The sequence below is a fragment of the Dysgonomonas sp. HGC4 genome, assembly GCF_001261715.1.
Classification (GTDB): domain Bacteria; phylum Bacteroidota; class Bacteroidia; order Bacteroidales; family Dysgonomonadaceae; genus Dysgonomonas_A.
This window is the reverse complement of the sequence record NZ_CVRU01000079.1, coordinates 1-24486: the sequence shown is the minus strand read 5'-3', so window position 1 is coordinate 24486 and position 24486 is coordinate 1. Positions and strand designations below refer to the sequence as shown.

Annotated in this window: 18 protein-coding genes; 12 read left to right on the top strand and 6 right to left on the bottom strand. The window is 35.1% G+C overall.

What is annotated here, in order from left to right; all coding sequences use genetic code 11:
* Positions 1 to 22 precede the first annotated feature (22 nt).
* Positions 23 to 466, top strand: coding sequence for a 50S ribosomal protein L9 (gene rplI, locus HGC4_RS07385; RefSeq protein WP_050709486.1), 444 nt, complete (start codon positions 23 to 25; stop codon positions 464 to 466).
* A 74-nt stretch (positions 467 to 540) separates the two neighbouring features.
* On the opposite strand, the gene HGC4_RS07380 is transcribed toward rplI, so the two are convergent.
* Positions 541 to 1317, bottom strand: coding sequence for a hypothetical protein (locus HGC4_RS07380; protein ID WP_050709485.1), 777 nt, complete (start codon positions 1315 to 1317; stop codon positions 541 to 543).
* A gap of 7 nt (positions 1318 to 1324) precedes the next feature.
* Complete coding sequence (locus HGC4_RS18630; RefSeq protein WP_157258184.1) at positions 1325 to 1798, bottom strand: hypothetical protein; 474 nt, start codon at positions 1796 to 1798, stop codon at positions 1325 to 1327.
* 46 nt (positions 1799 to 1844) lie between these two features.
* Here HGC4_RS18630 and HGC4_RS18625 point away from each other — a divergent pair, with 46 nt between their 5' ends.
* The 3 genes from HGC4_RS18625 to HGC4_RS07355 all read left to right on the top strand — a co-directional run bounded on the left by HGC4_RS18625 (position 1845) and on the right by HGC4_RS07355 (position 6363).
* Entirely contained in the window at positions 1845 to 2090 is a 246-nt protein-coding gene (locus HGC4_RS18625; protein ID WP_157258182.1) for a hypothetical protein, read from the top strand.
* Between the two features lie 660 nt (positions 2091 to 2750).
* On the top strand, positions 2751 to 4043 hold the full coding sequence (gene tyrS / locus HGC4_RS07370; RefSeq protein ID WP_050709483.1) for a tyrosine--tRNA ligase: 1293 nt from the start codon (positions 2751 to 2753) through the stop codon (positions 4041 to 4043).
* A 1540-nt stretch (positions 4044 to 5583) separates the two neighbouring features.
* Complete coding sequence (locus HGC4_RS07355) at positions 5584 to 6363, top strand: hypothetical protein (protein WP_157258180.1); 780 nt, start codon at positions 5584 to 5586, stop codon at positions 6361 to 6363.
* A gap of 226 nt (positions 6364 to 6589) precedes the next feature.
* On the opposite strand, the gene HGC4_RS07350 is transcribed toward HGC4_RS07355, so the two are convergent.
* A complete protein-coding gene (locus HGC4_RS07350) occupies positions 6590 to 6886 on the bottom strand; it encodes a hypothetical protein (RefSeq protein WP_050709480.1) in 297 nt (98 codons plus the stop codon).
* A gap of 49 nt (positions 6887 to 6935) precedes the next feature.
* Positions 6936 to 7232 carry a hypothetical protein gene (locus HGC4_RS07345; protein ID WP_157258178.1) on the bottom strand — a complete coding sequence of 99 codons (297 nt, stop codon included), beginning with the start codon at positions 7230 to 7232 and terminating at the stop codon, positions 6936 to 6938.
* A gap of 206 nt (positions 7233 to 7438) precedes the next feature.
* Here HGC4_RS07345 and HGC4_RS07340 point away from each other — a divergent pair, with 206 nt between their 5' ends.
* A complete protein-coding gene (locus HGC4_RS07340; protein ID WP_050709478.1) occupies positions 7439 to 8407 on the top strand; it encodes a YihY/virulence factor BrkB family protein in 969 nt (322 codons plus the stop codon).
* 162 nt (positions 8408 to 8569) lie between these two features.
* On the opposite strand, the gene HGC4_RS07335 is transcribed toward HGC4_RS07340, so the two are convergent.
* Positions 8570 to 9118: a hypothetical protein gene (locus HGC4_RS07335; RefSeq protein WP_050709477.1), complete on the bottom strand. Its 549-nt coding sequence runs from the start codon at positions 9116 to 9118 to the stop codon at positions 8570 to 8572.
* Between the two features lie 402 nt (positions 9119 to 9520).
* Between HGC4_RS07335 and HGC4_RS18620 the strand changes: the two genes are divergently transcribed.
* The gene (locus HGC4_RS18620) at positions 9521 to 9658 is read left to right on the top strand and encodes a hypothetical protein (protein WP_157258176.1); all 138 of its coding nucleotides are present in this window, start codon (positions 9521 to 9523) and stop codon (positions 9656 to 9658) included.
* Positions 9659 to 10253: 595 nt separating this feature from the next.
* Positions 10254 to 10490, top strand: coding sequence for a YecH family metal-binding protein (locus HGC4_RS07330; protein WP_050709476.1), 237 nt, complete (start codon positions 10254 to 10256; stop codon positions 10488 to 10490).
* A gap of 173 nt (positions 10491 to 10663) precedes the next feature.
* Here HGC4_RS07330 and HGC4_RS07325 read toward each other — a convergent pair whose 3' ends face one another.
* Complete coding sequence (locus HGC4_RS07325) at positions 10664 to 12919, bottom strand: GH92 family glycosyl hydrolase (RefSeq protein ID WP_242047102.1); 2256 nt, start codon at positions 12917 to 12919, stop codon at positions 10664 to 10666.
* Between the two features lie 505 nt (positions 12920 to 13424).
* On the opposite strand from HGC4_RS07325, the gene HGC4_RS07320 reads away from it, so the two are divergent.
* The 5 genes from HGC4_RS07320 to HGC4_RS07300 all read left to right on the top strand — a co-directional run bounded on the left by HGC4_RS07320 (position 13425) and on the right by HGC4_RS07300 (position 24335).
* On the top strand, positions 13425 to 16469 hold the full coding sequence (locus tag HGC4_RS07320; protein WP_050709474.1) for a SusC/RagA family TonB-linked outer membrane protein: 3045 nt from the start codon (positions 13425 to 13427) through the stop codon (positions 16467 to 16469).
* Positions 16470 to 16482: 13 nt separating this feature from the next.
* Positions 16483 to 18042, top strand: coding sequence for a RagB/SusD family nutrient uptake outer membrane protein (locus HGC4_RS07315; protein WP_050709473.1), 1560 nt, complete (start codon positions 16483 to 16485; stop codon positions 18040 to 18042).
* A gap of 30 nt (positions 18043 to 18072) precedes the next feature.
* Positions 18073 to 19215: a SusE domain-containing protein gene (locus HGC4_RS07310; protein ID WP_050709472.1), complete on the top strand. Its 1143-nt coding sequence runs from the start codon at positions 18073 to 18075 to the stop codon at positions 19213 to 19215.
* Between the two features lie 112 nt (positions 19216 to 19327).
* A complete protein-coding gene (locus HGC4_RS07305) occupies positions 19328 to 22063 on the top strand; it encodes an alpha-amylase family glycosyl hydrolase (protein ID WP_050709471.1) in 2736 nt (911 codons plus the stop codon).
* A 175-nt stretch (positions 22064 to 22238) separates the two neighbouring features.
* Positions 22239 to 24335, top strand: a complete 2097-nt coding sequence (locus tag HGC4_RS07300) for a glycoside hydrolase family 97 protein (RefSeq protein WP_050709470.1) — start codon at positions 22239 to 22241, stop codon at positions 24333 to 24335.
* Positions 24336 to 24486: the final 151 nt, after the last annotated feature.

The window sequence follows — 24486 nt, the reverse complement described above, 5'->3', positions numbered from 1 at the left end:
TTAAAAAAAGGAGGAAAAAGATATGCAAGTTATATTAAAAGAAGACGTTGCCAATCTTGGTTACAAAGATGACGTAGTAACTGTAAAAGATGGTTATGGACGTAACTACCTTTTGCCACAAGGAAAAGCGGTAATGGCGACAGTATCTGCTAAGAAGATGTTGGCTGAAAACTTGAAGCAACGTGCTCATAAATTAGAGAAAATCAAACAAGACGCTCAAGAAATTGCTGCGAAACTTGAAGGAGTAACTCTATCTATCGGTGCAAAAACAAGTTCAACAGGAACAATCTTCGGATCTGTTACTAATATCCAAATAGCTGAGGCTTTGGAAAAGAAAGGTTATAATGTTGACCGTAAGGTAATCGTTATAAAAGAAGCTGTAAAAGAAGTTGGTTCTTATAAAGCTCTACTTAAACTTCACAAAGAAGTGTCTGTAGAAATTCCTTTCGAAGTAGTTTCTGAATAAGAAATTCTAGATACAAAATAAGAAGAGGCTGATCCTATAAGGGTCAGCCTCTTTTGTGTTGTGAGATTATGAGTTTATTGTATGAACTCAATGATGAGAGAGCATTGATCTACCATGTTTGCATTGTTTGCAGCAGTTTCGTTGGTGCGTACTGTAATGTTGCTTCCCGCTGTGAGGTTAAGTATCGATACAAAAGTAGGACTTATTCCCCAGCCATTGCTGTATCCAACAATGGTGCCATTCCATATCGAAACTCCATTTGCATATATGTGTGGTGCTACTAAATAGGGGTTGTTTCCGACTCTGTTTGTACCCCAGTGTCCTGCGATGGTGACTCTGTATTTGCCTGTGTATGGAACTTGTATAGTTCCAGTAGACATATTAACGCTTCCTTGTAGAGCGCTGGAGATAGAGCTGCTGCTGAAGCCGGTTAATTGTCGGATTGTGGTTGTCGTTTGATATGTTACAGTCCAATTGCCGGTTAATAGAGCATACCAAGAACCAATAACGGATGCCCAAGTGCCTACTCCGTTTGCGTCCGAAACGAGCATTTTTCCTACACCTTCCGTGGTATCCACTATTCTTATAGCTCCTCCTGCGGATTGGCTAATAATATCCACTTTCGTAACAGGACTGAGAGTTCCTATGCCTATGTTTCCTTGATTTGTTACAACTATGTCATCGACAGTTTGAGTAGCCGTAATGCTGCCTGTTGATGGGTTTGTTGTAGCTGAGGTTGAAGCTCCATCAATATGGAGTAAAGCTTTGGGGTTTTCTGTGTTTATCCCAATTTGGGCAGCGCATATATTGCAGAATAACAATATAATAAATGTAGATGTTAGTTTAGTCATGTCTTTTTTATTTTACAAATTCTATAAAGAGGGTTAAATTAGATACGCCATTCGCGAAGCCTACAGTGTTTTCCATACTATAAATGTCCAACACATCATTTTGATTAAGGTATGTAAATGAGTAGTAGCTGACGTATGGGGAGCTGGATATTAGGGTTGATCCCAATGAATGTGGGCCCCATAGAGATGATCCATTTTTTCTAACATTGTAATATCCGGCAATAAAATATCCATTACCGCGATTCATTAAGGATGTCCCAAATAATGTAAGTCTATAAGTGCCTGCATAGGGAACTGTTATGCTTCCGTTAGTAATGTTTATACTTCCGGTGCCAGGCTTGGATATAGTTCCACCTGTGAAGTTGATTTTTCTGGTGCCTAGTGCAGTAGTGTAAGCGAGGTTTCCCCCAGTGAGAGAGGCATTCCAACTTCCAATGATATTTACCCAAGTGGCAGATCCGTTTGAGCTGCTAGTGAGCACCTTTGTGGTGCCCTGACTTGTGTCTGCTATTCGAATAGCCCCTGCTGTGGAACTTATTATTTCCAGCTTCCTTTGTGGGGTTGTTGTTCCTACTCCCATATTCCCAGACTTGTCTACTGAGATGTCGTCGCTCGTGTTGAGGTTGCCATTGGTGTTGTTTTGTGCATCGATATGGAATATGTTTTGTGGGGTTCGGGTGTTTATTCCGACTTGGGCTTGCAGTAACCCAATGGAAAATAGTCCCATGAATAATAGAATGCTTTTCTTCATTGTTGTTATCATTAATAATTAGTGTGATTTAAAAATGAAAAGCAGTGGCATGTAATCTCTACACGCCACTGCGGGACATAGTTGTGCTGTATATAAACTCTAGTTATAATTGATTTTGAACGACAACAAAAAAACAAATCAGTTATAAGGACAAGTGTATAGGCAAAACTATAATTGTATTTATTAGGGGAATGTTGTATCTTGTGAAATTCTCGTCTTTTGGAGAATAGGAACAAGAAAAGACGGAAAGTTCCGCCTAAGATATTTCTATAAGTAACATGGCTGCTAGTTAGTCTCTCTCTCTCTCTCTCTCTCTCTCTCTCATATTTCAGCATGAATAGCCAAATCTAAATGGTTAAAATTTAGATTGTTATTGCCTGATATGTTTGTTAAATGATACACTTTTTTTACTTAAAGAGTTATTTTACAGAGGCAAATATAGGAAATGTTTTTGAAATCAAGCCTTTTCTCTTAAAAATGTATTCCATGTAGTTCTGTTACTGTTTTATTAGCTCAGGCTTCTAAAGAATCAAAAAAGAAGTCGTACTTTTGTGATAACGAAAACATTTAAGGTTGTAGCCCTATTTGTTTCTTTATTTTTGACGCAGATATTTATGTCTGTGTAAAATAAAGTTTGCGAGAATAATAATTGGGTCTGTGACCTTAACAATAAATTAATTAGATGAATTTTGTTGAAGAATTAAGATGGCGTGGTATGATTCAGGAAATCATGCCGGGTACGGAAGAACAGCTACAAAAAGAATTAACCTCAGGCTATTTAGGGATCGATCCGACTGCCGATTCGTTGCATATAGGTCACCTAGTAGGGGTGATGATATTAAAGCACTTTCAGCGTGCAGGACATCGTCCTATTGCTCTGATTGGTGGTGCAACTGGTATGATTGGAGATCCGTCTATGAAATCACAAGAGAGAAATCTGTTGGACGAGAAAACTCTCCGTCACAACCAAGAAAGTATCAAAAAACAGTTGGCTAAATTTTTAGATTTCGAATCTGATAAGCCTAACAAAGCTTTGCTTGTTAATAATTATGACTGGATGAAAGACTTTACTTTTCTGGATTTCATTCGCGATATAGGTAAGCACATTACCGTAAATTATATGATGGCGAAGGATTCAGTAAAGAAAAGATTGAGTGGAGAGTCGGCTGACGGAATGTCATTTACCGAATTTTCATATCAGTTATTACAAGGTTATGACTTCTTACACCTATATAGCGAACTTGGATGTCGTATACAAATGGGAGGATCCGATCAGTGGGGTAATATAACTACTGGTACAGAACTTATTCGTCGTAAAACGGGAGGTGAGGCTTTTGCTCTTGTTTGTCCATTGATTACTAAAGCAGATGGTACTAAATTTGGTAAAACCGAATCGGGTAATGTTTGGTTAGATCGTAGATATACTTCACCTTATAAATTCTATCAGTTTTGGCTGAATGTTAGTGATGACGATGCTGCCAAATATATAAAGATATTCACAGCTTTGTCTAAAGAGGAAATAGAAGCTTTGGTTCATGCTCAGAAAGAAGCTCCACATCTTCGTCCTTTGCAGAAGAAATTAGCAGAAGAGCTAACTATAATGGTTCACTCGGTTGAAGATTATGAGGCTGCTGTAAGCGCATCAGGTATCTTGTTTGGAGGTTCTACTGCAGATGCTCTTAAAACTCTTGATGAGGAGACTTTATTACAGGTTTTTGAAGGAGTTCCTCAGTTCGATGTAAGCAAGGTTGAATTAGAAGATGGTATTGCTGTTATTGATTTGTTGACGCAGGTTACTACCGTGTTTCCATCGAAAGGTGAGATGCGTAAAATGGTACAAGCGGGTGGTGTGATGATAAATAAAAATAAATTAGAAAATTCTGATGAAATTATTGATCATTCGTATCTAATTGATGGTAAATATATTTTGGCTCAAAAAGGCAAGAAAAACTACTATTTACTGATTGCAAAATGAAAAAAATGTCGATGAGGTATTGCATATATCAAATTGATTATATACTTTTGTATCGCTTTTGAAAAGCAAATGTTTGTCTCATGGTGTAATGGTAGCACTGCAGTTTTTGGTACTGCCTGTCTAGGTTCGAATCCTGGTGAGACAACAAATAGAGAATATTACCGCTGTACATCGATAAGATGTACAGCGGTTTCTTTTTTTAGGAGAGTTATGGTGGGAGTTATTTTGTTTGTAAAGATTGATACACTAAGAAAAGGTTGTTCTGGTTGTTCTATTTATTCAGTTCGGTTATATACCCGTCTAAGTTATCTAAAGTAGCATTAAAACTCAATTCGTTTTCTCTAGCATATTTTTCAGCCAAACCAATCGTTTCTATTATTTCACTTTTTCAATATTAAATTGCCCAATATAAGTGTCTATTCCTTTAGATATGGAATACGATTCTTTTATATATCTATTTTGAACTCCTACGCTTGGAATCTAATGTTCACCCCTATCTATAATTATCGTATCACCATTTATTTTATATGAAAAATGTAACTCTATATTTTCTCCATTTATAATTACTTGATATTTATCATTAGTGAAGACATATTCAATCTGATTTTCATAATCATATTGGATCATGCTAATCCATTCATCCTCAAAGTTTTTCCTTTGAGATGAGCAACCGACAATAATAGAAGCCATTAATCCAATCAATATATATTGCCATAATTTTGAAATTAATATGTAATAATATGTCTTATTCTACTAATAGTAGAGAGTTATTAACAAAGAGTATTTGCTATATTTGCGTCATGAGTAAATTAAAAGAACATATCAGCGACTTTATAGATTATATTAAAGAAAAAAGGGAGGAAAGCCCCTTTGTAAGGAAACTTGTATTTCAGCTATATATAACCTCTATTGTCGTTGTACTCATGATTCTTTATATTTTATATGTTCTTATATTTGGGATTTAACTTCTTCTATTCTTTGTTTAGTTCGGTTACATAATCATTTAAGGAATCTAAAGCACGTCCGTTTATATTCTAATAAATCTCATCTTTGTTCGGTTTCCATAAACTGATTAACTGAACACGACAACAATTAATACTCGTAATTTTAGCAATCGCTATTTGCTTGCTATTAAGGTTTTTCTATTCTGTTAGGTGTTAAGATGAAAGTTACATTAATAATAGAAGCCGTCTTTATTGAATAAATTAGAATCTCCTTTACCTAAGTAGAATATTGCTTCGTTTGTTTCTAAGAATTCGCAAAACAAAACAGGAGTACGAAACCAACTGTACAAGTCTGTAGATTCTCCTTCGTTTACAATAAGTCCGTCTATATTCAGACTTGTGTTAATTAGAATATTCTCAAATCCTTTGGGTCGACTAAATGTATAGCCTTTTTTTCTGTGAAAATATAGTCTGTATTTTGATTTTCTTTAGCTCGTTATATAAGTCTGCTATATTCTTTTCTCTTTTGTTTTTGTTAAATTCGTACTTTTGTTTAGAAAATGCACTACAAATACGAACCAAAAGCAAAAATAACTATGCAATTAGATAAACCTCAATTATTTATTGAACATAACTTTGGTAACGCAAAGCTTAAATACATATGGTATCAGGGAATAGATATTCGATTTATGGAGCAACGTAACCCTAGATTGTATAATCAGCTGATAAAATTAAATTGTAAAGCAGCAACAGGTCTGACAATAGCTGCCTGCGAATGGATTCTATGGCGGTTGGAAAGTTGGCGGGAAAAAGATTCAAACCTACAAAAAGAATACTTGCAAGCATTGTGGATAAGCCTCATAAGTAAAGAATATACTACAAAGGAAGAAGTCGGTTCAACAGTTGGATCAAAACTATCTAAGGAAGAGGAACCCATGGAGCTTATTAATTATTACTATAATGACATAAGGCTCAACTATAATGTTCATCATCCATCGATATACTATAATGCAGTAAACATGATTGAATTGGCTCGTTATGTCTCAGATGATACTGATTTCTTTGATAGTTGGTTCAATTCAATAATAGGTCAATCTACTGAGTTATTTCCTGTTCCAAAGGATGATTTAGATGAAAAGGGAGTCTTCCAGTTCAATGAAGATGAAGATTTCGATCCCTATCAGATGATAAAAGAGCCTTTTATCCCTCGCGAGTTTTATTTCGAACCCGGTTTTGACTACCAAACAGCCGATTTAAAACAGTTACAAAAGAAACTGTTAGATTCTGTCGATTACAATGAAAATCGTTTCTTATCATCTCCTGAAAGAATGATAAGTATTGATTTTGTCGGAGTTCCTTATCAGGTAAATGATTAAATATTTACACTTGTTGGCTATATAATGCATAAGTGCTATTTTATTTAGCTTTGAACTTGTAGAGGAACGTTTATTCAGAATAATAGTTGATATCACAAAATATATAAGATATAGAATACACTATCTTTAGGAATTAAGGTTAGTATCATATTTTAGATATATTGCTTTAATTATATTCAGGCCCTAGAATATTTAATGGGGTAGACTTTACTACCGATCAGTTGCTTTATCTGTCTAAAATAAAGTTCAACACATCTAATACTACATCAGATGTTATGTATTTATAATCAATCAAATCTTTTGCTTCCTCTTTCTTTATATTTTTATACTCACTAATGTATGCAATCATTGATACACCTAAGGTTTCTAACTCAGTCATAGAATCGTTATCCAAATAGCGAAGAAAAAGTATCCTTTGCAATACCGTTTCGAGATTAACCGCATAAGATATAATATCAAGTGGATCATTCGTATTTCTCTGCCTTGATAATTTGTTAACTATATTTTCTAATCGGCTGTCCATAGTGTAACGATGAATTAAAGAGTCCCTTAATATTGTAGTCGTATCTCAGTTATTTGAGATTAGTATCTTCAACCAAGTTTGATAGTAAAACTTTTTCATCACATTCACCCTTTATATAATTGATGGCATGATATGCAATAGATTGCCCTTTTAGAGATTTAAGTTTTCCGGCTCCTGATTTTACAAAACTATTTTCTCTTGATATCAATATTTCTAATGCTTTAGCATAGCCTTCTTTAGCATCTATATTAACGGATCTATTCATCGATTTATTCTTCATGCAATTTTGAATTAAAGTTATTACTTCTTCAATTCTACTATCCGATGGCATTATATTAATTGACATATTTGTTTTTTATTACTGTTTTTATAAGATGGTTTGCAAGAACAACTAGGTTATAGCCTAAAGTTAAGTTTATTAATTGGATTGATGCCTTTAATGATCCTTAAAGATTGATAAAGGGAATCTATTGATCAAGATGCTATCTCTTTTAGATAGGGAGTTCGAACAAAACCAAATAATATATTGTTTCTATAATTAAAGCTATATCTATGGAGGATGAGTCAAAAAATAAAAAAAAAATTAGTTTTTCCGTACTTATAAAGATCCTAAAGGAAACAATTCAAGGATTTGGGGATGATAATGTTACACGATTGAGTGCTTCGTTGGCTTATGCCACATTGTTTTCAATGATACCTTTTCTGTCATTTCTAATTACGATTGGTACGTTTTTTAATATGGACTTAGCCAGTCAGTTGTATGTTCAGCTACAACCAATTGTGGGCATGGAGGCTGTTGAACAGCTTAAATCGATCATACAAAATGCGGAAAAAACAGATTCCTCTACATTTGCTACAATTGTTACGCTAGGAGTTACTATTTTTGGGGCGACAGCTATTTTTGCCGAAATGCAAGGTTCCTTAAATACTATTTGGGGCATAAAACCTATTCCTAAAAAAAGCTGGCTTAAATATATTCAGAACAGGTTACTCTCTTTTTCTATAATTCTTGTGTTTGCTTTTATTTTATTAATAACATTTACTATTACTAATGTTATTAGCAATTTAAGCGGAAGGTTTATGTCTAATTATCCGGATGTAGCCGAATCATTAGTGAGGATAGTGGGTGTAATTATAAACATCAGTGTAACAACTTTTATATTTGTATTAATCTTCAAAATATTGCCTGATGCCAAAATAAAAAGTAAAGATGTTTTTGTTGGTGCACTCGTAACCACAATACTATTTATAGTTGGACAGTGGGGTATATCTCTTTATATAGGCATTGCCCATGTAGGAACTGTATATGGAGCAGCAGCGTTTATAGCCATTCTTATTACATGGATTTATTATTCTGCTATCATTATATATATTGGTGCCGAATTTACGGAAGCGTGGGCTAATGAAATGGGAGGAAAGATTTTTCCTGATGAGTTTGCTGTAACAACTAAAATTATAGAGATTCATGAAGAGGATAAAGCTGTAGAGTCTGTAAATAAGATAGAAGTAGAGAAAACATAGATTCTGATACTAATGATGCAGCCATATAAAAGAACAACCGCTACTTGTAGAAATGAGTAACGGTTGTTCTTTTGTGGGTAAAATATAAGGAGTAAATTTTGAAAGCCAATAATATCTTTTGCTTTGAAGAATTAGCAGTCTTTCTATATTTAGTATATTGACCTATTCTTGAAGTAGACGCAATTTACTGCTTATCTTTTCTATATATAGAGTGTAACTCTTAACATTATCAGCTACATATATTGCTTTGTCTCCTATACTCCAGAATGTGGTTAAATCTTTATTTGATTCAATTGGATACCCTTTTACAATTTTGGGCGATCCATATAAGTTTATTAGCTCTTTGTATGGGAACCTGTTATACATAAAGAATTCTTGCCTCAATAAACTGTCATTATGAAACACTAAGCTCATAATTGAAGGTATAGAGTCGCTTCCTACAAATAAGGTACATGGGTATCCTTCTATTTTAAAATCTTCTTGAGTTCCTGCACGACGTATTGTAAGCTCCGTAAAAGGCTTTAATACCTGATGTGATAACAATGACTCAGTATGTTTGTTTACATTCTCAAAAGAGTCTCCAAGTTTGTATTTATACACAATAGTATCGTTGGGTATAGCTGTGCCTTGTATATCTTCGGTATGTGTTTTAGTCTTACCACAAGAAATAAATATGGCAGACAGCAATAAAAACGTAAGTAGCTTTTGCATAATTGTAGTTTTTATGTTGATAAAACTATAAAAGAATATTAATCGATAGAGCGAATAAGAACTTTGTATTTTTTCTATTTATATAAACTCCATAAAATAGGGATTCAAAGAATGATATAACAAAAATCTTATTTTAGAATAAAAGTAAAATTGATTAGGTTGTAACAACTTTTGAGGTGATTTTGTTCCATTCTCCGCATAAGTTTTGTAGATACCTTCATAATTGTTCCTTAAACGAAGAGTTTTCTGTGATAATGTGATTTGTTAGCGGAGGTCATTTGTCGTTATATTATTGTCTTTATCTCCATTTTAACATTTCGTTTATATTTTAAGTATCTATTATAAAAACAATTAGAAGTATCAATGTGTTATAATTACATGATAGATCAAAACAAGATAATTATGAAACTAGAAAAAGACAAAATCGAATTATTGGAAACTCTAAAAGGAGTAAAAAGATTAATGGATTCTGAAGATTATACGTATAGTTTTGATGACTTATATGAACGTGTATCAGCAGTAATCGCAAAGTATGAATAACTAACTTGAAGGGAGCTTGTATAATTACGGGCTTTTTTCTGTTGTAGGTAATTAAAGTGGTGTATAATATCTGTTTTTGTCTCTCTAATTAAAATTTTCTATTAATGCTTAATAAAAAATAATACATAAAACATTATATAGCTTTGTGGCGTTTTCATCATACGTACACGAGATAATTCAATGTTACGTAGAGAGGGAATTTATAATTATAAAAGTTATAGTTTCCCTCTTGCCTATTTAGGCTGGTCTTTCTCTTCTATTGTACATCTTTAACTTAATACTCAATTAATTAATCATATCAATGCTCTTCTGGCTTTATAATACCTTACATTTACGTTATCACCAAAAAATATAGTATTATGGCAAAAAAAGAAGGAAAAGAAGCTAAAAAGCCCAAGAAGGTCAAAGAAAAAGTAATTGCTGCTAATCCTCCGATGTCAAAAGAAGATAAGGCTAAAAAAAAGAGTAAATAATAAAGGGCGGGTTAACCGCCTTCTTCATTTCTTGATTTATGATCTTGTAGTGTAACAATTGTTACATGTTTATTGCCTGTTAAATTCTTAGATTTGTACCTAATAATTAAAGATATATTCTTATGGAACAATTGCATGCACATGAAGTCCTTCACATGATGGAAGGAAACAGCTATACAGAGTCTTCGTTGAAAGAAGCTATAATTCAGAAATTCGGGAAAGAGCAACGCTTTTATGCTTGTTCAGCAGAAAATATGGATTTAGATGAACTTGTTGAATTTCTAAAGAATAAGGGCAAATTTATGGCTGTGGATAATGATGGCTTCACGGTAGATGTAACGAAAGTTTGTAATCACTAAATATACATCTTGTCATATTAATACAGTTAGGTTTAAGTTTTTCAACTTATACTTAACTGTATTTTGTATATGAATAGTTTGTTCTTTTGAGAGTTTATTATTTTCTATTTTGGAACAAAAAAAGAAAAGCCTCGAAATCTAAAATTTCGAGGCTTTCAGTATATGTATATTTCTTAGAACTTTTTGTCTTTAGAGAAAGAGTAGGGGAAATCGTTGTCTTGGATTCCTCTTTGCTTATTAGGTGTTGGTGACATCTTATATTCTATAACAGCACCATTTTGCAATTGCTCATGCGTTACGTAGTTCTTGCTATAAGGCTGTCCGTTTACAGTCATAGTAGATATGTATCTGTTGTCTCTGTTGTTATTATCGGCTTTTATTACAACTTGTTTTCCGTTTTCCAAATTGAGTTTTACACTTTTAAATAACGGTGAACCAATGACATATTGATCTGTTCCTGGGCATACTGTATAAAATCCTAGAGCTGAGAATACATACCATGCTGAGGTCTGTCCATTATCTTCGTCTCCGCAATATCCGTCAGGAGTTGCAAAATAAAGCTTATCCATAATCTCACGAGTCCAGAACTGAGCTTTCCAAGGTTCGCCCGAATAATTGTACATATATACCATATGCTGTATCGGTTGGTTGCCATGCGCATATTGTCCCATGTTCATAATCTGCATCTCGCGTATTTCGTGAATTACTGTTCCGTAATAGCTATCATCAAATAAAGGAGGCATTATAAATACAGAATCCATCATAATATTGAATTCCTTTTTACCACCCATCAAATCGATTAATCCTTGAGGATCGTGGAATACCGACCATGTGTAATGCCAGCTATTTCCTTCGGTGAAAGCATCTCCCCATTTCAAAGGATTGAATGGTGATTGGAAAGTTCCGTCTTCGTTCTTTCCTCTCATCAATTTAGATGAATGGTCGAATAAGTTTTTATAATTCATTGCTCTTTTTGCAAAAACTTGAAGTTCTTTCTCAGGACGATTCAACGCTTTTCCTAATTTGTAGATAGTCCAGTCATTGTAAGCATATTCTAAAGTACGTGCAGCACTTTCTCTGATACCTACATTGTAAGGCACATAACCAAGTTTGTTGTAAAACTCGTGTCCTAAACGTCCGGTAGAACTTACATCAGGATGTACATTCTCAGTGCCATGCAACAAACCTTTGTATAAAGTCTCAATATCATAACCTCTTAAACCTTTCAGATAAGCATCGGCTACAACAGACGCAGAGTTGTTTCCAACCATGCAATCTCTATGTCCAGGGCTTGCCCATTCGGGTAAGAAACCACTTTCTTTGTAAGTGTTTACAAGTCCTTCCTGCATTTGTGTATTAATAGAAGGATACATAAGATTCAAGAATGGAAATAGGCATCGGAAAGTATCCCAAAAACCAGTATCAGTAAACATATATCCGGGTAATACCTTTCCGTTATATGGACTATAATGCATAGTTTTGCCTGCTGCATCTACCTCATGAAATTTTCTTGGGAATAGAACCGAACGATACAGACATGAGTAAAAAGTACGAAGATTGTCAATATCATCATCTTCTACCTCTATTTTACCTAATACTTCGTTCCATGTATTTTTGCCATTAGCTTTCACTGTCTCGAAATCATTATTACCTAATTCTCTTAAATTAAGTTCAGCTTGTTCGGGACTAATGAATGAAGATGCTACTCTTGCGTGTACTTTTTCTCCTTTTTTAGTTGAGAAGCCAATAATAGCTCCTGCATGATTTGCTTTAGATTCAGTTTGTTTTTCAAGAATCTTTTGGTCAGCTACGGCTGATACATATGTAAAAGGCTTGTCGAAAATAATAACAAAGTAATTCTTGAAATTATCAGGAACTCCTCCGCTATTTTTTGTAGTATATCCAATTATTTTATTTTCCTCTGGAATTACTTTAACGTAAGACCCATTATCAAAGGCATCTATGGTTACAAACGATTTATTATTCTCTGGGAATGTAAATCGGAACATAACTGCTCTTTCAGTTGGAGCCATTTCTGTTACTACATCATAATCTGCTAGATAAACTCTGTAATAATGAGGACTTGCAACTTCTGCTTTGTGAGAAAACCAACTTGCCCTTTCGTTCTCATCAAAAATAGCTTTGCCTGTTGTGGGCATTATTGAGAACTGTCCATAATCGTTGATCCATGGACTCGGTTGGTGAGTTTGCTTGAAACCTCTGATTTTGTCAGCATCGTAACTATATGACCATCCGTCACCCATTTTTCCGGTTTGTGGCATCCAGAAATTCATGCCCCAAGGCATAGCAATTGCAGGATAGGTGTTTCCGTTTGATAGTGAATGTTTTGATTGAGTTCCTACAAGAGGATTGACATAATCAACCGGGCTTTTTGTATCTGCTGCTTTTATGCTTAAAATACAAAACATACTGATAAACAAGTAAATACTTATTTTCTTCATGATTTATTATTTAGTTTGATTTTGTTTCATTTAATTCAGGATTAAGTAAAATCTCCGACTTTTGTTATAAATAATTTCTATGCTATATAATTAGATAGAAGGTTTCGTGTCATTTAGATAGCAAATCTAAGTATAATTCCTCAAAAATTAAAAAAGCATTGACTATATATCCCTTTATTATCCTATATCATTGAATAGTGTAATCTCTCCTTTTCTTGTTATTTTGACATGTGTTTAAAAAATGTTAAATTGTAATTTTTGTGTGAATATTTAAGAATAAGAGAGTTATCGGTTCTGGAATCTAATTTGTGCAAACGTTTGCATAACAAAAAGCTTGTTTTATTGTTATTGAATGATAAAATACAACTGCTACATCTCATATTTGTAATATGATTTAGGCTAGTTAAAAAAGTAAAACAGGCTTTATCCATGAAATTAATAACATATTAATGTTAATCTTAATAATTTGCACATGAAAGAAAAGGTAAGAAAAAGTTGTGTGTCAATGTTCATCTTTTGCTTGATGGGAATATTGTCGTTATCAACAACGTATGCCCAAAGTGGTTCCGCAGGAACTATCCGCGGAAATGTAAAAGATTCACAGGGCGAAACTATTATTGGAGCGAGTGTTGTTGTAAAAGGATCAACAATCGGTACAGTAACAGATTTTGATGGTAATTTTCAAATTAATGCCTCGGCAGGCAATACTCTTGTTATCTCTTACATAGGGTTCAAGCCACAAGAGATTGCCGTAGGAAATCAAAAAAACATCAGTATAGTATTACAAGATGATACTGAATTGTTGAGTGAAGTAGTAGTAATTGGTTATGGTAGCGTGAAAAAGAATGATGCTACAGGATCGGTTGTTGCTGTTAAAATCGACGAGAAAGAGCACGGATTTGCAACTACAGCTCAAGACCTGTTACAAGGTAAAATTGCTGGGGTAGCAGTTACAACTGGTGGAGGTAGACCAGGTGACGGAGCTACTATCCGTATTCGTGGAGGTTCTTCATTAACAGCTACTAATGATCCGTTGATAATAATCGATGGAGTATTTATGAGTAATGACCTTGCAGGATCTTCGAACCCTCTTAGTTTATTAAACCCAAATGACATCGAAACATTTACAGTACTAAAAGATGCTTCGGCAACAGCTATTTATGGTTCGCGAGCTTCTAATGGTGTTATTTTAATTACAACAAAGAAAGGAACTAGTGGTGGTAAGTTAAGAGTTACATACGATGGTAACTTCTCGTTAAGTACTAGAAGAAACAGTGTTGATGTTTTGGGTGCAAATGAGTACCGAAACTTTGTTGAGTCTCGTTTTAGAGGTGATGACAGATATGATGTTGTTATGGCTAAGCTTGGAAAAGCAAATACCAACTGGCAAGATGAAATATTTCAAACAGGTTTCAATACCGACCAAAACATAAGTGTATATGGTTCTATCGGTAAAGCGGTTCCATTCCGTACTTCAGTAGGTTACACCAACGAAGAAGGTATCCTTAGAACTTCCGGTATGGAAAGGGTTACAGCCAATGTGTCTTTAACTCCTTCTTTATTTGACGATCATTTAAAATTAAATATTAACGGTAAGGGAATGTATTCTCATACTCGTTTTGCAGATACAGGTGCTATTGGTTCGGCAGTAAGCTTCGATCCTACACAGCCAGTTATGAATGGGAGCCAATGGGGTGGATTCTTCACTTGGACAGACAGCAAAGGAGCTCTTGCTCCTATTGCAGGAAAGAATCCTGTAGCTATGCTTGAAATGCAAAATAACAGAGCTAATGTTCGTAACTTCGTAGGTAATGTTCAGGCTGATTATAAATTACACTTTTTCCCTGATTTAAGATTAAACCTGAATTTAGGTATGGATATTGCCACCACCGGTGGTACAGACTTTAAAGATCCATTCAACCCTACCTCTTATAGTGAAAACAATGAAAGAAGCGGTCAGAGAAAAGATTTCACAAACTTCAGAAACAATCAGCTGATGGAGTTCTATGGTCAATATATAAAAGATGTGACCTCTTTGAAGAGTAAGATTGATGTAATGGGTGGTTACTCATGGCAACATAATAAGAAAACAAGCGATCAAGGACTGTGGTTTGTTTCAAAAGAAGATAACTCTAGTTTAGGTGAGATGAATCCAGGTGTAAACTACTATGATTTCAAAGAAAACTATCTGATATCTTTCTTCGGACGTTTAAACTATACATTCAATGATAAATATCTGTTAACAGCAACAGTTCGTCGAGATGGATCATCTCGTTTCAACAAAGACAATCGTTGGAGTGTATTCCCTTCAGTAGCATTAGCTTGGAAACTGAAAGAAGAATCATTCTTAAGAGATATATCTGTATTGAGTGATCTTAAAGCACGTGTGGGATGGGGTAAAACAGGCCAACAAGATTTAGGTGATGATTATTACTATCCTTCAACACCTTCTTATAATATTGGTAAAGGACAAGCTTATTATCCAATGGGATTGAATCCTGACGGATCAACTAATTGGGTTAACCTAATGAGACCAAATGGTTATAATCCTGATCTTAAGTGGGAAACTACTACAACTTGGAACTTTGGGGTTGATTATGGATTTTTAAATAACCGAATCAGTGGAGCTGTAGATGTATACTTCCGTGAAACAACAGACCTATTGAATAGAGAGGCTCCGGTAATTGCAGGAACAAGTCCAGCTGAGAGATTACCTCAGAATATAGGAACAATGGAAAATAAAGGTTTTGAATTCGCTATCAATGGTCGTCCAATTGTATCAAAAGACTTTGAGTGGCAAGTAGGATTCAATGTTGCTTACAATAAAAGTAAGATAACACAGTTGACAGCTACTCAGGATCCTGGATTTGTAGGTATTAGTACAGGTTCTTCAGGTGGAGATGGTGGAAAAGAAGTTCAGATCTATGCAACCGGATATGCTCCTAAAACATATTATGTATACGAACAAGTATATGATAGCAATGGAAAACCATTGGAAGGTGTATATGTTGATAGAAATGGAGATGGTGTAATAGATGAGTCTGACTTATATTACCATAAGAAACCTGCTGCAGACGTAGTTATGGGATTCAATTCGAAATGGTTATATAAAAACTGGGATTTCGCATTTAACGGACGTGCTTCTTTTGGTAATTATGTTTATAATGCTACCGAAGCCAATAGTGCAGATATCAGCTTAGAAGCTATTTATGCGAATAGTGTTTTTCTTACTAATAGACCAACATCAGCATTAAATACTAATTTCATGTCGAAACAAGCTCTGTCTGACCATTATGTGCAGAATGCGTCATTCCTTAAAATCGATAACATTACTTTAGGATATACATTTGATAACTTGTTTAGAGGTCAAACTAAAGCCAGAGTGTATGGAATTGTTCAGAACCCAATTGTTATAACTAAATACAGAGGTTTAGATCCTGAGGTGTATGATGGTATAGATTATAATTTCTATCCAAGACCATTGATCTTTATGCTGGGTTTAAATCTGAATTTTTAATAACTGAAGACTTATGAAAGATAGAATAATAAAAAGTAGAAAACTACTATATGCAATATTGTCAATAGCTCTGGCAGTATCATTTACCTCGTGTCTAGATGACTTGAATACAGTACCACAGGGTCCCAATATTGAGCTAGACCCTTATGCTGATGCTTCGAACTATCCGATGTTAATAGCAAAAGTATATGCAGGTTTTAGTAAACTGGGTATAACGGGACCAGATGGAGATGGAGATATACCTTCTTCTTCCGATCAGGGGAAAACAACATTCCTAAGAACTTATTTCAACATACAAGAACTTACTTCTGATGAAGCTAAATGTGCATGGAGTGATATCGATGAAAGAAATTACTCTCAAACATTTTTGACTCCTGATAACTACATCGGATATATGCTTTATCAACGTTGTATGCTAAATATTGTATTTGCAAATGAATTTTTGAAAAATACTCAGGTTCCAAGAGTAGAGGTAGATCATTTGGATCGTTCGAGAGCCGAAGTTCGTGTTTTGAGAGCAATGAATTATTACTTCCTACTAGATGTTTATGGAAACCCGGGTTGGGTTACAGAAGATCATCCTGTAACATATATACCTCAACAATTAGGTAGAGAGGGTATGTTTGAATGGATAGAGAGCGAACTTCTTGATATTGAAAAAAGTGGCTTGTTATTAGATCAGTCTGCATCAACATACGGGTTGATAACCAATCAGGTTTTACAAACTGTTTTAGCTAAATTGTATATTAATGCAGAAGTTTATACAGGAAAAGCTCGTTGGAATGATGCTTTGACATATGCTAAGAAAGTAACTTCATATTCAAACTTACAGTTGGAAGGTACATATCAAAATCTTTTCTGTGCAGATAATGACAGATCAAAAGAAATTATATTTACGCTGCCTTATGATAATAAACTAGCTACAGACTGGGGAGGGATCGTTTTTGTGATGGCATCTTCAACTGGTGGTGACATGCTTAGTTTATTAGATTTCACTGCTTCATGGAGTGGAAATAGAGCAACTCAACAATTATCGAGTCTTTTTGCTAATAATGATAAACGAGCACTATTCTTCAAAACAGACAGAGATCAGAACATGACCGATCTTGGTAACTTTAATAAAGGATGGTCTGTTATGAAATTTACTAATAAAGGATGGGATGGAGCTACAAATGTAAATGGTCCTGGCCAATGGGCGGATACAGATTTTCCTTTATTCAGATTAGCTGACGTTATACTTATACAAGCTGAAGCGGAATTAAGATTGGGTGATGCAACAAATGCGTTAACTACATATAATAAAGTTCACGCTCATCCAAGAACAGGTTTAAGTGCTGCAACATCTATTACGTTGCAAGATATACTTAACGAAAGAGGACGTGAGTTGTATTGGGAAGGACAAAGAAGAACTGACTTGATTCGTTTTGGTAAATTTACCAAAGGTTACAATTGGGCTTGGAAAGGTGGATCGCAAAATGGAGGAGATATAGATGATAAATACAATCTTCTTCCGATCAGTACAAAACATCTTACAGGTAACCCAGCTTTGGTTCAAAATGAATTATATAAGTAAGATTGTCTAATAAAGAAAAAGAAAAGCATTATGAAAATAAAAAATATATTATTCTTAATGGCCGTTATATTTGCTTTTGTCTCATGTAACGACGATACAGATCCCGTTCTTCCTCAATACAAAGCTTCGGTATTGACACACCCTGCAAATGATACGCTTTATGTATTAGAGCAAGTGAATGCATCGAAGGTTTTATTAACATTGGATTGGACTGCTTATAAGCAAACAGATCTTTTAGTAGGAGCTGTATCTTATGTGGTACAGATGGACTTGGCAGGAAATGATTTTTCGCAAGCGCGAACTTTTACTCCTGTTCCCGGAGTAACTGTTGATGCAGAATCTTCAGATTATACTACTTCACTTAAGGTGGAGGACGTGAATAAAGTACTGATGAATGGCTTCCGTGTGCCGGCAGATACTATTGCAAATGTAGAGTTTCGTGTAATTACTCGCGTTGGTAATGTGGTGGTTCCATCATCTGCATCTAACGTGTTTAAAGCGAGAGTTATTCCTTACAAAGCCCTAGATACTCCTGTTGTATATATTGTAGGAGATGGATTAGTAGGATGGGATAATAGTGCAGGTGCTATAGGTCGTGACCTACAAGTATTCTTTGGCAATACTAACTTAGAAGTATCACTAGGTCAATATACCTATACCGGATTTTTCAAAGGAGGTGCAGGAGTGAAAGTGGTAATAACAGCCGGTGACTGGAATACAGCTTATGGCTCTGGAGCTGGTGGAAGCTTGGTTGTAAATAGTCAAGATAATATACTGACACCTGCAACAAGTGGTTATTATACATTCTCTGTTGATCTTAAAGCATTAACATACAGTTTTAAACCTTATGCCGAAGGAGCTACAGCCACTGCTTATGATAAAATAGGAGTGATTGGTAGTGCTACAGCTGGCGATTGGAATTCTGATACTCCAATGACTCAGATTACACCGCATGTTTGGGTAGTTAAAGGAATCAAATTAACTGCTGCTGAAATTAAGTTCAGAGCCAATGAAGGTTGGGCTGTAAGTTGGGGTGGAAATTCAACTAATCTGCCATTTGGAATAAGTGACAGTGGTGATAATATTGGAATTGCAAGAGAATCAACGTATTTCATCTCATTTAATGACTTGACTAAACATTATGTAATTATCGATGAGGATAGATTACCATAAAAAGCCAATCGATTTAATTTGTTAGATAGTATAATAGGAAAGGAGTGAGTTTATTTGCTCCTTTCCTTATTTAAAGCGAAAGACCACAAACTACTTATTAATAATTATTACCATGAAAAAATCTATCTACTTTATTCTGTTCTTGTTTATCCCGCTATGGATACAGGCGCAGATTATTACAACAAATCCTACTTTTCTGACGGACGATGTTGCCGTAGAAATCATTTTCGATGCATCTACAACAGCTCTCAATAATTATACGGGGAATGATGTATATGCACATACAGGAGTCATTACTGATAAAAGTGCATCCAGTTCAGATTGGAAGTATGCTCCTAATTGGCTCGACAATAGTGATAAATATAAATTAAGCGCACTTGGAAGTAATAAATGGAAATTGAGCATGCCTTCGGGTATTCGTTCTTACTATGGAGTTCCCGCAGGAGAGAAAATACTTAAGCTCGCTTTTGTTTTTCGTAATGCTGACGGATCAAAAGAAGGAAAAGACAATGGCAAAGACATATTAGTTGATGTACATGAGAAAGGCTTAATAGTAAGTTTCGAAACACCTATTGGAGATCAATTATTAGAAAAGAATGCTTCGTTAGCTATAAAAGCTAAAAGTTCTGAGATAACTACACTCAAACTGTTTTTGAATGATACACAATTGGTTAAATCCGATAATGTAACCTCTATATCTTATACTCATAAATTTGATAAAGAAGGGACCTTTTGGTTAATAGCTGAGGCGGGCATTAATCCATCAACAGTTAGGGATAGTATTTATATAAATGTAAAGAAAGATCAGGTTAATTTGCCTCTTCCGGCAAATACAAGAGCAGGTGTTAACTATGTAGATAATAATACTGCGACTGTTGTATTGTATGCGCCTAACAAGCAAAGTGTATACTTGATTGGAGATTTCAATGATTGGAAGATCGATAATAATTATATGCTTAATAAAGCAGGTGATTATTGGTGGATAACAGTCTCAAATTTAGAAAAGAATAAAGAATATGCATTTCAGTATTTGATTGATGGAACGGTGAAAATTGCAGACCCGTATACTGATAAAGTTCTCGATCCTTGGAACGATTCATATATCCCGACAACTGTATATCCTAATTTGAAACCATATCCAACGGGGAAAACAGAAGGCATAATTTCTGTAATGCAAACAGGACAAACTCCATATACTTGGAAAACGAAAAACTTCACACCGGCTGAAAAAGAGAAACTCGTAATTTATGAACTTCTTATTCGTGATTTTACAAAAGAACATAGTTTTGAATCGACTATGCAAAAGCTTGACTATCTACAATCACTAGGAATAAATGCAATTGAATTATTGCCGATCAACGAATTCGAAGGAAACAGCAGCTGGGGATATAATCCATCGTTTTATTTCGCAGTAGATAAGTATTATGGAACAAAAGATGCCTTCAAAGCATTTGTTGATGAATGTCACAGTAGAGGTATGGCTGTAATTATAGATATGGTATTGAACCATTCTTATGGTCAATCTCCATTCGTGAAGATGTATTGGGATAATGCAAACAACCGTCCTTCGACAGATAATCCTTGGTATAATATAGAGTCACCAAATACAGATTACAGTTGGGGGTATGACTTTAATCACGAATCAGATCAAACCAAGGCTTTAGTTGATAGCATCAATAGTTATTGGATGAAAGAATATCAGGTAGATGGTTTCCGATTCGATTTCACAAAAGGATTCACCAATACCAAAGGTGACGGATGGGTGTACGATCAGGCACGTATTGATATTTTGAAACGAATGACTTCTGAAATTTATAAACGTAACTCGGATGCAATTGTAATAATGGAACACTTAGCAGATAATTCGGAAGAAAAAGTACTTTCGGATGCCGATATTATGCTTTGGGGAAATATCAATAATAACTACTGTGAGGCCGTTATGGGATACACTGAAAACAATAAGTCAGATTTGTCGTGGGCCTTATATTCGAAACGAGGTTGGGCAAAATCGAACTTAGTTGCTTATATGGAAAGTCACGATGAAGAGCGTATGGTGTTTAAAGCAAAGGCATATGGAAACTCGTCGGGAACTTATAATATCAAGAACCAATCTACAGCTTTGGAGCGTGCAGGATTGGCTGCGGCATTTTATCTAACTTTGCCCGGGCCTAAAATGATCTGGCAATTTGGAGAGTTGGGTTATGACTATTCTATTAATACATGCAGCGATGGTACAACTATTTCGAACGACTGTCGTGTATCGGAAAAACCTATTAGATGGGAGTATGCAGACGATAAGGAACGTAAAGCTCTTTATACTACTTACTCGAAACTGATCAATCTAAAAACCGAGAATAAAGTATTTGAATCTGCAAACATAGAGCATTCTTTGGCTGGAAGTCAAAAATATGTAGTTTGGAAAGGTACAGATATGAATGCTTTTGTTGTTGGTAATTTTGATGTAGTGAGTGCTACTGCCAATGTAACATTACCTCGCAGTGGAGACTGGTATGATGCCTTTACGGGTGCAATGGTAACTATTCCGTCAACAAATTATTCGGTAACACTAAATCCCGGAGAATATAAGTTCTATCTGGATAAAGGTAGTGTTGCTTCTATTGAAGAAGATATGTACGAGAATAATAAATTTCTCACTATTCTTGAGGATCGTATAGAATATACAGATGGTACTGCAAAATCGATAACTGTTTATGATTTGTCGGGGGGTGCCCTTTTAAAGAAGACAAATACAGAATCTATCGGAACATCAACATTATCGAAAGGTATTTATATTGTAAAGCTAAAATTAGCAGATAAGATAGTCTCTCAAAAGTTTATCAAGAGATAAGTGGAGGGTTGCTTCATATAAATAGAAGGTTGCAAACGTTTGCAACCTTTTATTGTTAGTTAGGCACTATTCCTCAACGCTAATCAGAGTTAAATAAGCTTTTTTTGTAATACGATTAACTCACAATAATAAAAAGGTCTGAGACCTTGAGACCTCAAAATCAAAAATAATAGATATGTTTAAAAAATCCCTTTTACTTATTGGCTTATGTTTCCTGTGTGGAATCATACAAGCTCAGGAGCTAAAGTCGCCGGATGGAAATCTGGTTCTAAATTTTCAATTGACAGACCAAGGCGTTCCAACTTATAAACTTACTTACAAAACTAAAGATGTTATCAAGGAAAGTAAGTTAGGATTTGCTATTGCATCGGGTACGGCGCAACTCGATAAAAATTTTAAAGTTGCAGATGTTCAATACAGTTCGGAAGATACCGCTTGGGAACCTATTTGGGGCGAGCAAAAAGAAATCCGCAACAACTATAATGAAATGTTTGTGAATTTGACTCAGGATAATCGAATGATTAATCTAAGATTCAGACTCTTTAATGATGGTTTAGGATTCAGATATGAATTTCCAAAGCAAGAGAACCTCTTTACTTTTGTCATAAAAGAAGAGTTGACCGAGTTCAATATGGCTGGTGATAATAAAACTTTTTGGATTCCAGGAGATTACGATACCAATGAATATACCTATACTACTACAAAAATTACAGGTATAGCAGGTGCCATGAAAGAGGCAACTCATCATGTGTTAGATCAGTTCCCAATCAAAACATTAGCAGTGCAAACTCCTTTGATGATGAAATCTGATAATGGTTTGTATATCAATATTCATGAAGCTGCGTTGGTAGATTATCCAGCTATGCAACTGAATGTAGATGATAAGAAATTAGCATTTAGTGCACATCTTGTTCCCGATGTTTTTGGTAACAAGGGAGATATGAATACGCCTGCTCAAACACCTTGGCGTACAATTGTAGTGAGTGACGATGCACGTAATATTCTTTCTTCGAGAATAATTGTAAACTTAAATGAGCCTTGTACTTACGAAGATGTATCGTGGATTAAACCTACAAAATATATCGGCGTATGGTGGCAAATGTTTACGGGAAGAGGTTCTTGGGCATATTCTGACGAAACCAATATCAAATTGGGAGTAACCGATTTCGCTAAATTAACTCCTAATGGCAGACATGCAGCCAATACTGCAAATGTGAAAAAATATATTGACTTTGCAGCAGCAAACGGATTCGATCAGGTATTAGTTGAAGGATGGAATATTGGTTGGGAAGACTGGATTAATCCGGTAAGAGAATACTTATTCGATTTTGTAACCCCATATCCTGATTTTGATGTAAAAGAATTGCAACGTTATGCAGCATCTAAAGGTGTGAAAGTAATGATGCACCACGAAACCGGAGGCTCGGTAGCTAACTACGAACGTCATCAGCAAGATGCATTCCAGTTTATGGCTGACAACGGTTACAATGCAGTAAAAACTGGTTATGTAAGCAGAATCAGACCTAAAGGAGAGCATCATGACGGACAAGCTATGGTAAACCACTATATAAACACAGCTAAACTTGCTGCTAAATATAAGGTGATGGTGAATTCTCACGAAGCAGTACGTCCTACGGGATTGTATCGTACATATCCTAACTGGTTGGCTCAAGAGTCGGCTCGTGGAACAGAATTTGAATCTATGGGTGGATTACCTCCTGAGCATACAACTATTCTACCATTTACACGTATGATGGGTGGTCCTATGGATTATACTCCTGGTATATTCCAAACCGATTTTACTTATTACAGTGCTGATAATCACAATAGAGTACGTACTACATTGGTAAAACAATTGGCTTATTATGTGACTATTTACAGTCCACTTCAAATGGCTGCCGATTTACCCGAAAACTACGAACGTTTTCCCGATGCATTCCAATTCATCAAAGACGTAGCAGTAGATTGGGATAATACATATATTCTTGAAGCTGAGCCAGGCGATTACGTAACTATTGCTCGTAAAGCAAAAGGTAAAAACGAATGGTTTATTGGTGGAGTAACAGACGAAAATGCTCGTGAGGCAGTTATCGACTTTAGCTTCCTACCTGCAGGTGCTAAATATACAGCTACTATCTACGCTGATGGAAAAGAAGCTGATTGGGAAAAGAACCCACAAAGCTATACTATCAAGAGCGTTCCGGTAACTCATAAAACAAAACTAAAGCAAAGACTTGCACCAGGTGGAGGTATTGCTATTAGTGTAAAATAATCAATCTAGGAAATAGTTCTTTTTTTTCATGGTAAAGGAGGGAGTATATGTTTACGTATGCTTCCTCTTTTTTCAGTTTCAAGTCTGATCATAATTATCGAGAATATATTAATTAACATTTATATATAGCGAAATAGTGCCTTGATAATGC